Origin of the sequence: Citrobacter sp. wls615 (assembly GCF_005281355.1) — a bacterium.
Taxonomy (GTDB): domain Bacteria; phylum Pseudomonadota; class Gammaproteobacteria; order Enterobacterales; family Enterobacteriaceae; genus Citrobacter; species Citrobacter werkmanii.
In genome coordinates this window covers 53,475-67,978 of the sequence record NZ_SZXM01000087.1, presented here as the reverse complement: position 1 = coordinate 67,978, position 14,504 = coordinate 53,475, and the positions used below count along the sequence as shown (strand labels likewise).

General features: G+C 54.0%; 14 protein-coding genes and 1 pseudogene. 13 read left to right on the top strand and 2 right to left on the bottom strand.

Annotated features, from left to right (window positions below; genetic code table 11):
• Positions 1–19 precede the first annotated feature (19 nt).
• Positions 20–1,663, top strand: coding sequence for a multidrug ABC transporter permease/ATP-binding protein (locus FDX04_RS22545; RefSeq protein ID WP_137371495.1), 1,644 nt, complete (start codon positions 20–22; stop codon positions 1,661–1,663).
• 105 nt (positions 1,664–1,768) lie between these two features.
• Entirely contained in the window at positions 1,769–3,205 is a 1,437-nt protein-coding gene (gene mgtE / locus FDX04_RS22540) for a magnesium transporter (protein ID WP_137360932.1), read from the top strand.
• On the opposite strand, the gene FDX04_RS22535 is transcribed toward mgtE, so the two are convergent.
• A complete protein-coding gene (locus FDX04_RS22535; protein WP_137360931.1) occupies positions 3,168–4,412 on the bottom strand; it encodes a SulP family inorganic anion transporter in 1,245 nt (414 codons plus the stop codon). The genes mgtE and FDX04_RS22535 overlap by 38 nt on opposite strands.
• A 277-nt stretch (positions 4,413–4,689) precedes the next feature.
• Between FDX04_RS22535 and mqo the strand changes: the two genes are divergently transcribed.
• Positions 4,690–6,351, top strand: a complete 1,662-nt coding sequence (gene mqo, locus FDX04_RS22530; RefSeq protein WP_137371494.1) for a malate dehydrogenase (quinone) — start codon at positions 4,690–4,692, stop codon at positions 6,349–6,351.
• Between the two features lie 41 nt (positions 6,352–6,392).
• Here the strand turns inward: mqo and eco are convergent, their stop codons facing one another.
• The gene (eco, locus tag FDX04_RS22525) at positions 6,393–6,890 is read right to left on the bottom strand and encodes a serine protease inhibitor ecotin (RefSeq protein WP_061382229.1); all 498 of its coding nucleotides are present in this window, start codon (positions 6,888–6,890) and stop codon (positions 6,393–6,395) included.
• On the opposite strand from eco, the pseudogene FDX04_RS24735 reads away from it, so the two are divergent.
• The 10 genes and pseudogenes from FDX04_RS24735 to ccmB all read left to right on the top strand — a co-directional run.
• Positions 6,869–6,928, top strand: a pseudogene (locus tag FDX04_RS24735) (hypothetical protein); the annotation flags it as partial. The gene eco and the pseudogene FDX04_RS24735 overlap by 22 nt on opposite strands.
• Positions 6,929–7,303: 375 nt before the next feature.
• Complete coding sequence (gene napF, locus FDX04_RS22520) at positions 7,304–7,795, top strand: ferredoxin-type protein NapF (protein ID WP_137360930.1); 492 nt, start codon at positions 7,304–7,306, stop codon at positions 7,793–7,795.
• The gene (napD, locus tag FDX04_RS22515) at positions 7,785–8,048 is read left to right on the top strand and encodes a chaperone NapD (RefSeq protein ID WP_038642193.1); all 264 of its coding nucleotides are present in this window, start codon (positions 7,785–7,787) and stop codon (positions 8,046–8,048) included. Before napF ends, napD begins: the two co-directional genes overlap by 11 nt.
• Complete coding sequence (napA, locus tag FDX04_RS22510) at positions 8,045–10,531, top strand: nitrate reductase catalytic subunit NapA (protein ID WP_137371493.1); 2,487 nt, start codon at positions 8,045–8,047, stop codon at positions 10,529–10,531. Before napD ends, napA begins: the two co-directional genes overlap by 4 nt.
• A gap of 6 nt (positions 10,532–10,537) precedes the next feature.
• Entirely contained in the window at positions 10,538–11,233 is a 696-nt protein-coding gene (gene napG, locus FDX04_RS22505) for a ferredoxin-type protein NapG (protein ID WP_003834629.1), read from the top strand.
• Entirely contained in the window at positions 11,220–12,083 is an 864-nt protein-coding gene (napH, locus tag FDX04_RS22500; RefSeq protein WP_042307187.1) for a quinol dehydrogenase ferredoxin subunit NapH, read from the top strand. Before napG ends, napH begins: the two co-directional genes overlap by 14 nt.
• Positions 12,080–12,529 carry a nitrate reductase cytochrome c-type subunit gene (gene napB / locus FDX04_RS22495; protein ID WP_038642185.1) on the top strand — a complete coding sequence of 150 codons (450 nt, stop codon included), beginning with the start codon at positions 12,080–12,082 and terminating at the stop codon, positions 12,527–12,529. The genes napH and napB overlap by 4 nt, the downstream gene beginning before the upstream one ends.
• A gap of 9 nt (positions 12,530–12,538) precedes the next feature.
• Complete coding sequence (napC, locus tag FDX04_RS22490; RefSeq protein ID WP_003027548.1) at positions 12,539–13,141, top strand: cytochrome c-type protein NapC; 603 nt, start codon at positions 12,539–12,541, stop codon at positions 13,139–13,141.
• 20 nt (positions 13,142–13,161) lie between these two features.
• The gene (gene ccmA / locus FDX04_RS22485; protein WP_137371492.1) at positions 13,162–13,782 is read left to right on the top strand and encodes a cytochrome c biogenesis heme-transporting ATPase CcmA; all 621 of its coding nucleotides are present in this window, start codon (positions 13,162–13,164) and stop codon (positions 13,780–13,782) included.
• Entirely contained in the window at positions 13,779–14,438 is a 660-nt protein-coding gene (gene ccmB / locus FDX04_RS22480; RefSeq protein ID WP_003027542.1) for a heme exporter protein CcmB, read from the top strand. The genes ccmA and ccmB overlap by 4 nt, the downstream gene beginning before the upstream one ends.
• Positions 14,439–14,504: the final 66 nt, after the last annotated feature.

The following is a 14,504-nucleotide window of genomic DNA, read 5'->3' as shown; positions in this document are numbered from 1 at the left end:
ACTTGTCCGGGTTGTTTGCATGGAACTTTTACTTCTTGTCTGGCGGCAGTATCGCTGGCCATTTATCAGCGTCATGGCGCTCAGCCTCGCCAGCGCTGCGTTGGGAATTGGTTTGATTGCGTTTATTAACCAGCGCCTGATTGAAACGGTCGACACCACGTTGATGGTGCTACCGGAGTTTCTTGGCCTGCTGCTGCTGTTGATGGTTGTCACCCTCGGCTCACAGCTGGCGTTAACCACGCTGGGACACCACTTTGTTTACCGCCTGCGTAGTGAATTTATCAAGCGTATTCTGGACACCCACGTCGAGCGTATCGAACAGCTTGGCAGCGCCTCGTTGCTGGCCGGTTTAACCAGCGATATCCGCAACATCACCATCGCTTTTGTCCGTCTGCCTGAGCTGGTGCAGGGGATTATCCTGACCATCGGGTCGGCGGCGTATCTGGCGATGCTATCAACCAAAATGCTGCTGGTGACGGCAATCTGGGTGGCAATCACCATCTGGGGCGGATTTGTGCTGGTTGCGCGGGTATATAAACATATGGCGACCCTGCGCGAAACAGAAGACAAATTGTACAATGATTACCAGACGGTGTTGGAAGGGCGCAAAGAGTTGACGCTCAACCGCGAGCGCGCCGAGCATATCTTTAATCAGTTATACGTCCCGGATGCCAAAGAGTATCGTCACCATATTATCCGCGCCGATACCTTCCACCTCAGCGCGGTGAACTGGTCGAACATTATGATGCTGGGCGCCATTGGCCTGGTGTTCTGGATGGCTAACAGTCTGGGCTGGGCGGATACCGCCGTGGCGGCGACCTATTCGCTGACGCTGTTATTCCTGCGTACGCCACTGCTTTCTGCTGTTGGCGCATTGCCGACGCTGCTCACTGCACAGGTCGCTTTCAACAAGCTGAATAAGTTCTCACTGGCGCCCTTTAAGGCCGAATTCCCGCGCCCAACCGCGTTTCCGGACTGGCAAACGTTGGAATTACGTAACGTGGTTTTCCACTATCAGGATAATGCGTTCTCTGTCGGGCCGGTAAATCTGACTATTCGTCGCGGGGAACTGATCTTCCTGATTGGCGGCAATGGTAGCGGGAAATCCACACTGGCTATGTTACTCACCGGGTTGTATCAGCCGCAGTCAGGCGAGATCCTGCTCGACGGCAAAGCGGTTGCTGTCGAAAAACCAGAGGACTATCGCAAGCTGTTCTCCGCCGTGTTTACCGACGTCTGGCTGTTCGACAAACTGCTCGGTCCGGAAGGTAAAGAGGCCGATCCGGCGCTGGTGGCGAAGTGGCTGGAACATCTGAAGATGGGTCACAAGCTTGAGCTGAACGATGGGCGTATTCTCAATCTCAAGCTGTCGAAAGGGCAGAAAAAACGCGTGGCGCTGCTGCTGGCGCTGGCGGAGGAGCGCGACATTATTCTGCTGGATGAATGGGCTGCCGATCAGGACCCTCACTTCCGCCGTGAGTTCTATCAGGTGTTATTGCCGCTGATGCAGGAAATGGGTAAAACCATCTTCGCTATTAGCCATGACGATCACTATTTTATTCACGCCGATCGTCTGTTGGAGATGCGTAACGGACAGTTAAGTGAACTCGTGGGCGATGAGCGTGACGCCGCTTCATGTGATGCCGTCGCTCGTACTGCGTAATCCCAGCAACCGCCGGTTTTTTATCCGCCCGGCGGTTCCGTTTATTGTTATTTACATAAATCGGCATCATGATTAATGATATTTCATATCATGGATTTATGATTAATGTCCGCATTCAACAAAAACAGCGCCAGACTGCGTGATGAAGAGCGTGCGCGCCTCATCTGGTTGCTGACCACTGATAAAGCCATTATTTCCACGCTGTTGGGCAAGCTTACCCTGGCTGAGCAATATGACGTCGGTACCTTAGCCGACGATATTGCTGAGGTAGGGGCGCTGGTGGCGCATCTGCCGCCGCCGGATCTGGCCGATACCCTCGAAGCATTACCTTCTGAAGAGCGCCACGCCCTGTGGCGGCTGGTCGAAAATGAAAAGCGCGGTAACGTCCTGCTTGAGGCGTCAGAAAACGTCTGGGACGACCTGATTGATGAGATGAGCGACCGCGAGCTGCTGGATGCGTTGCAATATCTTGATATCGACGAACAGATTTATCTGGTCCAGCATCTCCCTCGTAACCTTACGGGACGACTGCTGGCGACGTTACCGGCCGAGGAGCGGGCGCGCGTGCGCCAGGTGCTGCACTACGAGAAGAATCGCGTCGGTGCGATTATGGAGTTCGAAGTCATCACCGTGCGCCCGGACGTGACGCTGGAAGTGGTGCAGCGCTATTTACGGCGGCTGGGCAGGATGCCGGAGAACACCGATAAACTTTTCGTGACCGATCGCAATAAGGTGCTGGTCGGCGAACTGACGCTAACCTGTATCCTGCTCAATGATGTGCAGCGTAAAGTCAGCGAGGTGATGGAAGATGACCCGCTCACCTTTTCCCCGGAAGACATTGCCGAAAACGCCGCGCGCACGTTCGAACGTGACAACCTGGTCAGTGCCGCGGTGGTTGATCCTGCCGGTAAGTTGATGGGGCGTTTGACCATCGATGAGATCGTGGATGTGGTATACGAAGAGACCGATACCGATCTGCGTCGAATGGGGGGCTTAAGCGCCGAAGAGGATGTGTTTGCTCCGGTTACCAAAGCGGTAAAAACCCGCTGGGCATGGTTGGCTATTAATCTCTGTACCGCCTTTATCGCCTCGCGGGTCATTGATGGCTTTGAACATACGATTTCGCAACTGGTGGCACTGGCCTCGCTGATGCCGATTGTGGCAGGGATCGGCGGCAATACCGGAAATCAAACTATCACCATGATCGTTCGCGCGCTGGCGCTACAAAATATTCAGCCAGGGAACCTGACGTTTTTGATCCTGCGTGAGATGGGCGTGGCGCTGGTAAATGGCCTCGTCTGGGGTGGGATTATGGGCGGCATTACCTGGTGGCTGTACGATGATATGGCGCTCGGCGGCGTGATGACCCTGGCGATGATGCTTAATCTGCTGATGGCGGCGTTGATGGGGGTGATTATTCCCATGACGATGGTGAAGTTCGGGCGCGACCCGGCAGTCGGCTCAAGCGTCATGATTACGGCCATCACCGACACCGGCGGTTTCTTTATTTTTCTCGGTCTGGCAACGCTGTTTCTGATGTAGCCGCGCGTTTACGTCTGACGATGCGCGGCAGGATGAGCATGGTCATCACTCCGGCAACCACGCCAATCGCCAGGTTGCCGGTAGCGACCGTTACGCCGACGGTTATCAGCATGACCAGCGTTTCAGTAACGGGGATTTTCGTCAGTGTAGCGGGCTGAATGCTGTGCCAACTGAAGGTTTTCACCGCGACAATCACCATTATCCCCGCCAGCACCGACATGGGTATTTTCGCCATGACTTCGCTCAATGCGGTGACTAACAGCAGCAACACCAACCCGGCGGCAATCGTCGAAACGCGGCTGCGTCCTTTGCCCATCTCGACGTTAACGATGGTTTGACCAATCATCGCGCATCCGGCAATGCCGCCATAAAATCCGGCCAGAATATTGGCTATCCCCAGTCCAGTGCTTTCTCGATTCTTATTCGACGGTGTCACCGTCAGATCATCCACCAGACGGGCGGTTAACAGCGACTCCATCAAACCGACAAAAGCGATGCTCAGCGCACAGGGCCAGATAATGGCCAATGTTTGCAGGTTGAGCGGCACTAACAGCTGCGTTAATCCCGGAAGTCCACCGCTCATTGAACCTTCATCACCGACGGTTGGTAGCAGTTGTCCGCTGCTTACAGTAAATACCGTCAGCAGCACGATGGCGATAAGCGGCGCGGGGATTGTTTTAATAAACCGTGGAACCCACACCACAATCAGCAGTGTCAGGACAAACAGTCCCCAGATTAGTGGGCTTTTACCCCAAAAATGTGGGACCTGAGCAAAGAAAATCAAAATGCCCAAGGCGTTGACAAAGCCGGTCATGACGGCTGTAGGAATGAATCGCATCAGACGCGCCATCCCTGATACGCCAAACAGGATCTGAATCATCCCAGCCAGCGCCACCGCAGGCAGAATGTACTGCACGCCGTGTTGATGCACCATCGGACCAATCACTAGCGCAACCGATCCTGCAGCAGCCGTAACCATTGCCGGACGGCCACCTAAAAAAGACATTGCCAGGCACAACACGACGGAAGCGATCAGGCTGACTTTAGGGTCGACGCCCGCAATAACGGAAAAAGAGATCACTTCCGGGAGCAGCGCCAGGGCGGTTACCACCCCCGCCAGCGTTTCTCGTACCAACAGGCGGGGTTGTCGCAGTACGGCGCGGGTGCTCTGTTCTGTCACCGCAGGGGAGGAGTGTGTTGCAGACATAGTAACTCTCAGGTCAGAAAGGGCCTGATAACAGCAGACCGACAGGCATCCGTGCGTGAATAGCAAAGCGCAGCATAGTACGCGTCTGGCGGGCAGGTTTCCAGACGTGATTGTCAATAACCGTATAAATTATCAACGTATTAATAACATTTTTAAAATTAAAATATAATTTATAAACAATATTTAATTATTTTTACTTAAGTGTTACCGTTGGTGCCGCTCGATTTTCACCTGCATTAAAAGCAAAAAGCGATACTAAAAGTAAGGCATTAACATTATGAAAAAAGTGACTGCCATGCTCTTCACCATGGCTGTAGGGCTGAACGTTGTCTCTATGGCAGCAAAAGCGAAAGCGGCGGAAGAGCAGGAAACGGATGTACTGTTGATTGGCGGCGGTATCATGAGCGCCACGCTGGGAACCTATTTACAAGAGCTGGAGCCACAATGGTCAATGACCATGGTCGAGCGACTGGATGGCGTAGCGCAGGAAAGCTCAAACGGCTGGAATAACGCCGGAACCGGCCACTCCGCACTGATGGAGCTGAACTACACGCCTAAAAAGGCCGACGGTAGCATCAGCATTGAAAAGGCAGTCGAAATCAACGAAGCCTTCCAGATTTCCCGTCAGTTTTGGGCTTATCAGGTTAATAATGGCGTGATGCATGAACCACGCTCATTTATCACTACCGTCCCGCATATGAGTTTTGTCTGGGGCGACGAGAATGTGAATTTCCTGAGTGCCCGTTACGCCGCACTGCAGCAGAGCACCTTATTCCGTGGTATGCGTTATTCCGAAGATCACGCGCAGATTAAAGAGTGGGCACCGCTGGTCATGGAAGGTCGCGATCCGAAACAGAAAGTCGCGGCAACACGCACCGAGATTGGTACTGACGTTAACTATGGTGAAATCACGCGCCAACTGATTGCCTCGTTGCAGAAGAAGCCCAACTTTGCGCTGCAACTGAGCACCGAAGTGCGTGGCTTTAAGCGTAATGCAGACAATAGCTGGACCGTTACGGTCGCTGATCTGAAAAACAACGAAGCGGAACATGATATCAAGGCGAAGTTTGTCTTTATCGGTGCCGGTGGCGCTGCGCTGAAGCTATTGCAGGAAACCAACATTCCAGAAGCGAAAGGCTATGCCGGATTCCCGGTTGGCGGCCAGTTCCTGGTGGCGGAAAATCCGGACGTGGTAAATCGTCACCTGGCGAAAGTGTATGGTCAGGCGTCTGTGGGCGCGCCGCCGATGTCCGTACCGCACATCGATACCCGTATCCTCGATGGCAAACGTGTCGTGCTGTTTGGGCCATTCGCGACATTCTCCACCAAGTTCCTGAAAAACGGTTCGTTGTGGGATCTGCTCAGCTCGACCACGACGTCGAACTTTATGCCGATGGTCAACGTAGGCCTGGATAACTTCGATCTGGTGAAATATCTGGTAAGCCAGGTGATGCTGAGCGATGACGACCGTTTTGCCGCACTGCAAGAGTACTATCCGCAGGCGAAAAAAGAAGACTGGCGTTTATGGCAGGCGGGTCAGCGTGTGCAGATCATTAAAAGTGATGCAGAGAAGGGCGGCGTGCTCCGTCTGGGAACCGAAGTCGTCAGCGATAAAGAAGGTACGATTGCTGCGCTGTTGGGCGCTTCGCCTGGTGCATCAACCGCGGCACCGATCATGCTACATCTGATGGAAAAAGTGTTTAAAGATAAAGTCGCCAGCCCTGAGTGGCAGGCGAAGCTGAAAACGATTATTCCGTCTTATGGTACTAAGCTGAACGGAAACGTTGAAGCAACTGAACAAGAGCTGCAATACACCAGCGAAGTTCTGGGTCTGAAATACGACAAGCCGCAGGTTGCCGATGAAGCGCCAAAACCGCAGTTGAAACCTCAGGCTCAACCGCAGCCTGAGCAGAAAGCTGTGGCGGATATCGCGCTGTAAATAAAATGCCGGATAGCCTACGCTATCCGGCACATTCTCACTTATCGCGCGACTGCGTCCTGAATCTTCTCTTCCGCTTTCCAGATACGGTATTTCACTTCCACGTTTTCCGGGGTGTAGACCACAATCGGCAGCTTGCTGTTGTAGCGCAGCATGCCGTCATCACCCAGATACGCGGTAATAAATTTCTTCTCTTTCTTGCCGTCCGGGCAGGCCATCATGGTTGAAACCGGGGAGGTGACTTTGTCGAAAACATAGTAGTCGTATCCCCAACCTTCCAGCGTTTTACTGTCCAGCTCTCCGCCCAGGCGGTGCTGGTTACAGTCAACTTCCAGCGTTTGTCCGATCAGCAGTTCTACTTTCAGAGTAGATTCATCTTTCTCAGGGGTAAGTTGGATAACCTGGCGCTTCATACCCTTTTCCGCTTTAGGATAAGGGGCGACTTTTTCCAGCGGCTGAGCACCGGTATCGTTACTGGCAGCCCAGGCAGAGGTGCTGGCAAAGGCGGCGAAAAGTACGGCAGGGACAATTGTCTTCATCTTATTGTTCACAGTGTTTCCTTTCTTCTGTCTTATGAATGAGTCTGGGGCAGGTTAACATATTTGTGTTATCTATTAATCTGCATTTACTTATATTTAAAGTGTATTTGGCATGGGTTTATAATCAATGTAGCGATATATTCTAAGAATTATCTTAATTATAAGATTATTCTCTTGCTACCTGCTTCGTTGTGTATTTCATTATATAACCCATTGAAATGTGAGCAAAAGCGCATTTTTTCCCGTCAACTCAACACTCTTTTGATCCGGCAACAGCATTTACCCCGATCGGGGTATGCTCCTCTTACACATCCTGAAATATCTTACGACTAAAAATAACTACTCATAAATAGTGCAGTTTTTTATGTCGTTCAATCCGCCGAGGGTGAGCGTCATTATGGAAGGACAATGTCATGGTTGATTTATCCCGTCGAGGCATGTTGACAGGCAGTTGGCGTAACGCCAACGCAGGGATTCGTCCGCCGTGGAGCAAGGAAGACTCTCACTTTCTGACCCATTGCCTCCGTTGTGACGCCTGCATCCAGGCGTGTGAAACCGACATCCTGCAGCGAGGCCAGGGTGGTTATCCGAGCGTAAATTTCAAACACGGCGAGTGCAGCTTTTGTTATGCCTGCGCAGAAGCCTGTCCCGAATCACTTTTTCTTCCGCGCCACACCAGGGCATGGGATCTGAATTTTACGATCGGGGAAAACTGTCTCGCACACCAGTCAGTTGAGTGTCATCGCTGTCAGGATAGCTGTGAACCTATGGCCATAACCTTTCGCCCCACGCTGTCCGGTATTTATCAGCCACAGCTCGACAATCAGGCCTGTAACGGATGCGGCGCCTGTGTCGCTATTTGCCCGGTATCAGCCATTAATGCGGAGTACAACCATGGACAGTAACTGGCAGGTCTGCAGCCTGGTCGTTCAGGCCAAAAGTCAGCATATCAATGATATCGCCACGCAGTTGCGTTCGTTTCCGGGTTGCGAAGTTGCACTTAGTGATGTGGAAAGCGGCCAGCTCATTGTGGTGGTGGAAGCAGAGCAAAGTGAAACGCTAATGAAAACTATTGAGTCAGTGCGCAACGTTGCGGGCGTGCTGGCGGTGTCGCTGGTTTATCACCAGCAGGATGAGCAAGGTGAGGAAACACCATGAAACTCAGTCGTCGTAGCTTTATGAAAGCTAACGCCGTTGCGGCCGCTGCGGCGGCTGCCGGGTTAAGCGTGCCGGGCGTAGCCCGCGCGGTAGTCGGTCAGCAAGAAGCCATCAAATGGGACAAAGCCCCGTGCCGTTTCTGCGGAACGGGCTGTGGCGTATTGGTCGGGACGCAGCAAGGGCGTGTTGTGGCATGCCAGGGTGACCCGGATGCGCCGGTTAACCGTGGACTTAACTGCATCAAAGGTTACTTCCTGCCGAAAATCATGTACGGAAAAGACCGTTTAACACAGCCGATGCTGCGCATGAAGGACGGTAAGTATCACAAAGAAGGCGAATTCACTCCGATTAGCTGGGATCAGGCCTTTGACGTGATGGAAGAGAAATTCAAAACGTCCATGAAAGAAAAAGGCCCAGAGTCTATCGGCATGTTCGGCTCGGGTCAGTGGACGATTTGGGAAGGTTACGCTGCCGCCAAATTGTTTAAAGCCGGCTTCCGTTCTAATAACATCGACCCGAACGCCCGTCACTGCATGGCGTCAGCGGTGGTCGGCTTTATGCGTACCTTCGGTATGGATGAGCCGATGGGCTGTTATGACGATATTGAGCATGCCGATGCTTTCGTCTTGTGGGGCGCGAATATGGCGGAGATGCACCCGATTCTGTGGTCGCGCATCACCAACCGTCGTCTGTCCGATCCGAATGTAACCGTCGCGGTGCTCTCCACCTTCCAGCATCGTAGCTTTGAGCTGGCGGATAACGGTATGGTCTTCACGCCGCAAACCGATCTGGTGATCCTCAACTACATCGCAAACTACATCATTCAAAACAATGCGATCAACCAGGATTTCTTCAGCAAGCACGTTAACCTGCGTAAAGGGGTGACTGACATCGGCTACGGCCTGCGTCCAACCCATCCGCTGGAAAAAGCGGCGAAGAATCCAGGTTCCGATGCTTCTGAACCGATGAGCTTTGAAGATTACAAAGACTTCGTTGCTGAGTACACGCTGGATAAAACCGCCGAAATGACTGGCGTACCGAAAGATCAACTGGAACAGTTGGCGCAGCTGTATGCCGATCCGAAGAAAAAGGTCATCTCCTACTGGACGATGGGTTTTAACCAGCATACCCGCGGCGTGTGGGCCAACAACCTGGTCTATAACCTGCACCTGCTGACCGGTAAAATTTCTCAGCCAGGCTGTGGCCCGTTCTCTCTGACCGGCCAGCCTTCAGCGTGCGGCACCGCGCGTGAAGTCGGGACGTTCTCCCACCGTCTGCCTGCGGACATGGTGGTCACCAACGAAAAACACCGCGATATCTGCGAGAAGCACTGGAATATCCCGACCGGGACTATTCCGGCAAAAATCGGGCTGCACGCTGTGGCGCAAGACCGTGCGCTGAAAGATGGCAAACTCAATGTCTACTGGACGATGTGTACCAACAACATGCAGGCCGGTCCGAACATCAACGAAGAACGTATGCCGGGCTGGCGCGATCCGCGCAATTTCATCATCGTTTCCGATCCGTACCCGACGGTCAGCGCCCTGTCAGCCGACCTGATCCTACCGACCGCAATGTGGGTAGAGAAAGAAGGGGCTTACGGTAACGCGGAACGACGCACTCAGTTCTGGCGTCAGCAGATTAAAGCGCCGGGTGAATCGAAATCGGATTTGTGGCAACTGGTGCAGTTTTCCCGTCGCTTCAAAACAGAAGAGGTATGGCCGGAAGAACTACTGGCGCAGAAACCGGAGCTGCGCGGCAAAACGTTGTATGACGTGCTGTTTGCCACGCCAGCCGTGACCAAATTCCCGGTCGCTGAACTGGCTGAAGATCAGCTCAACGATGAATCCCGCGAGCTGGGTTTCTATCTGCAAAAAGGGTTGTTCGAAGAGTATGCCTGGTTTGGCCGTGGCCACGGGCACGATCTCGCACCGTTTGACGATTACCATAAAGCGCGCGGTTTACGCTGGCCGGTCGTTGAGGGCAAAGAGACTCAGTGGCGCTACAGCGAAGGCAACGACCCGTACGTGAAAGCGGGGGAAAGCTACAAGTTCTACGGTAAGCCGGACGGTAAAGCGGTTATCTTCGCGCTGCCATTTGAACCTGCCGCTGAAGCGCCGGATAAAGAGTATGACCTATGGCTTTCCACTGGACGTGTGCTGGAACACTGGCATACCGGCAGTATGACGCGTCGTGTGCCTGAACTGCACCGTGCTTTCCCGGAAGCCGTGCTGTTTATCCACCCGCTGGATGCAAAAGCACGCGATCTGCGCCGTGGCGATAAAGTCAAAGTGGTTTCCCGTCGTGGTGAAGTTATCTCGATTGTTGAAACGCGCGGGCGTAACCGTCCGCCGCAGGGGCTGGTATACATGCCGTTCTTCGATGCCGCACAGCTGGTGAATAATCTGACGCTGGATGCGACGGATCCGCTCTCCAAAGAGACGGATTTCAAGAAGTGCGCCGTGAAACTGGCGAAGGTGTAACGCGTTATGTCCCGGTCAGCAAAACCCCAAAATGGCCGCCGCCGTTTTCTGCGCGATATGGTTCGCGCGGCGGGCGGGCTGGCCGTCGTTGGCGTGGCGCTGGGGTTGCAACAACAAACCGCACGTGCAACTGGCGTGCGGTTACGCCCGCCAGGCGCACTGAGCGAGGAGGCATTCGCCAGCGCCTGTGTGCGCTGCGGTCAGTGCGTTCAGGCATGCCCATATGACACGCTGAAGCTGGCGACGCTGGCCTCCGGGCTGGCAGCAGGTACGCCCTATTTTGTCGCCCGCGATATTCCTTGCGAAATGTGTGAGGACATTCCGTGTGCCAAAGTCTGCCCCAGCGGCGCGTTGGACAGGGAAATTGAATCCATTGACGATTCGCGTATGGGGCTGGCGGTACTGCTGGATCACGAAAACTGCCTCAACTACCAAGGGTTACGCTGCGATGTTTGTTACCGCGAGTGCCCGAAAATCGATGAGGCTATCACCCTTGAGCTGGACCGTAATATGCGTACCGGCAAGCATGCGCGGTTTATTCCGACCGTGCACAGCGATGCCTGTACCGGCTGTGGGAAATGCGAAAAAGTCTGCGTACTGGAACAGCCAGCAATAAAAGTGCTGCCGCTGTCGCTGGCGAAAGGGGAGTTAGGACACCATTACCGCTTCGGTTGGCTGGAGGGGAACAATGGCAAATCGTAAACGTGATGCCGGGCGTGAAGCGCAGGCAAAAAAAGGATGGTGGAAGAGTCATCGCTGGCTGCTGCTGCGTCGTTTGAGTCAGTTTTTGATACTGGCGATGTTCCTCAGCGGCCCGTGGCTTGGCGTGTGGATCCTGCATGGCAACTACAGTGGCAGTCTGCTGTTGGATACCGTCCCATTCACCGATCCGCTGATTACGCTGCAAAGCCTGGCCAGCGGACACCTGCCGGCAACGGTTGCGTTAACGGGGGCGGTCGTCATCACGGTGCTGTATGCCCTTGCGGGTAAGCGTCTGTTTTGCAGCTGGGTTTGTCCGATGAACCCGGTCACCGATTTAGCCAGTTGGTTACGCAGAAGGTTTGACCTGAATCAGTCCGCGACCCTGCCGCGCTATATACGGTACGTCCTGCTGGTGGTTATCCTGGTCGGTTCCGCCTTGACCGGTACGCTGCTGTGGGAATGGATAAATCCCGTCTCTCTGCTCGGACGGAGTCTGGTAATGGGATTTGGCAGTGGAGCGCTGCTGATTCTGGCGCTGTTTTTATTTGATCTACTGGTCGTTGAGCATGGCTGGTGCGGGCATCTCTGTCCACTGGGCGCACTGTATAGCGTAGTGGGAAGTAAAGGCGCATTAACCGTTTCGGCAAAAGAACGTAACAGATGTAACCGCTGTATGGATTGTTTTCATGTTTGCCCGGAACCGCATGTGCTACGTGCGCCGGTGCTGGATGAGCAAAGCCCGGTGCAGGTAACCAGTCGCGATTGCATGGCCTGCGGTCGCTGCGTGGATGTCTGTTCTGAGGATGTTTTTACAATAACAACACGATGGAGTTCGGGAGCGAAATCATGAAAAGCCATGACCTGATTAAAAAGCTGAGTCAATGGACGGCCCTGCTTGCCCTGGTCGTCAGTGGGGCCGTTTGGGCTGCAAACGGAGTGGACCTAAGCCAGTCACCGGAAGTCTCAGGGACACAGGAAGGGGCGATTCGCATGCCGAAAGAGCAGGAGCGTATGCCGCTGAACTATGTGAATCAACCGCCAATGGTTCCGCACAGCGTTGAAGGGTATCAGGTGACGACCAATACTAACCGCTGTCTGCAATGCCACGGTGTGGAAAGCTATCGCACTACCGGCGCGCCGCGCATCAGTCCGACGCACTTTATGGACAGCGATGGCAAGGTATTGGCTGAAGTCGCGCCGCGTCGTTATTTCTGTCTGCAATGTCACGTCCCGCAGGCTGACGCTGCGCCGATTGTTGAAAATACCTTCACCCCCTCGAAAGGTTACGGGAAATAAGAGGTCATTATGGAAAATTCTAACCGTAAACCAGGCTGGATTAAGCGCGTCTGGCAATGGTGGCGTCGCCCCAGCCGTCTGGCGCTCGGCACGCTGTTGTTAATCGGCTTTGTGGGCGGCATTATTTTCTGGGGCGGCTTTAATACCGGTATGGAAAAGGCCAATACGGAAGAGTTCTGCATTAGCTGTCACGAAATGCGCAATACGGTGTACCAGGAATACATGGAAACCGTACACTACAACAACCGCAGTGGTGTGCGTGCGACTTGCCCTGATTGCCACGTCCCGCATGAGTGGGGCCCGAAAATGATCCGTAAGATCAAGGCCAGTAAAGAGCTGTACGCGAAAGCATTGGGGTTAATAGATACACCGCAAAAATTTGAAGACCATCGTCTGACGATGGCGCAAAATGAGTGGCGGCGTATGAAAGACAATAACTCGCAAGAGTGTCGCAATTGTCACAACTTCGAGTTTATGGATTTAACCGCCCAGAAAGGCGTTGCGGCCAAAATGCACGACCAGGCCGTGAAAGACGGGCAAACCTGTATTGACTGTCATAAAGGGATAGCGCACAAACTGCCTGATATGCGCGAAGTCAAACCGGGCTTTTAACAGGATGTAGATAACCAGGTATGCTTGAAGCCAGAGAATTACTTTGCGAGCGGGATGACAGAATACTGTTCAGCGATCTGTCATTTCGCGTCAACGCAGGGGAATGGGTACAAATTACCGGCAGCAACGGCGCGGGGAAAACCACTCTGCTGCGGTTGCTTACCGGGCTGGCGCGTCCCGACGCAGGGGAGGTTTGCTGGCAAGAACAACCCCTGCATCACGTGCGGGACAGCTACCATCAGCAATTGCTGTGGATCGGACATCAGCCGGGGATAAAAACCCGGCTTTCGGCGTTGGAGAACCTGCGTTTTTTCCATCACGACGGTGATATCGCACAGTGTCTGGACGCGCTGGCGCAGGCGGGACTTGCCGGATACGAAGATATTCCGGTGAATCAGCTCTCCGCCGGACAACAGCGGCGCGTGGCGCTGGCCCGTTTGTGGCTGACCCGCGCCCGGCTGTGGATCCTCGATGAACCCTTTACCGCCATTGATGTGAACGGCGTTGAGCGACTGACTCAGCGTATGGCACAGCACACGGAGCAGGGCGGTATTGTTATTCTTACCACCCACCAGCCGCTTAATGTTGAGACCAGTAAAGTGCGACGTATTGCGCTGACCAGCGAGAGGGCAGTGCAATGATGTGGCGAATCTTCCGTTTAGAACTGCGAGTTGCGTTTCGTCATAGTGCGGAAATCGCCAATCCTTTATGGTTCTTCCTGATTGTTATCACGCTGTTCCCTCTGAGCATTGGGCCGGAGCCACAGCTGCTGGCGCGTATTGCGCCGGGCATCATCTGGGTTGCGGCGCTGCTGGCGTCATTGCTGGCGCTGGAGCGCTTGTTTCGTGATGACTTACAGGACGGCAGCCTTGAGCAACTGATGCTGCTGCCGCTGCCGCTTCCGGCGGTCGTGCTGGCGAAAGTGATGGCGCACTGGGTCGTAACTGGTTTGCCGCTGTTAATCCTCTCGCCGCTGGTGGCATTACTGCTGGGCATGGATATGTACGGCTGGAAAATTATGGCGCTGACCTTGCTGCTCGGTACGCCGACGCTGGGTTTTCTCGGCGCGCCGGGTGTGGGTTTGACGGTGGGCTTAAAGCGCGGCGGCGTGCTGTTAAGCGTGTTGGTACTCCCGCTTACCATACCACTACTGATTTTTGCGACCGCCGCGATGGATGCGGCTTCCATGCACTTGCCTGTTGAAGGATACATGGCGATTCTGGGGGCGTTGCTGGTAGGCAGCGCCACGTTAAGCCCGTTTGCCACGGCTGCGGCGTTACGGATCAGCGTGCAGTAATGCGGACAGGATTTGCAGGCCGGGCAAGGTACTCCGGCAAAACGGATATTAATTAATGGAGTCTGG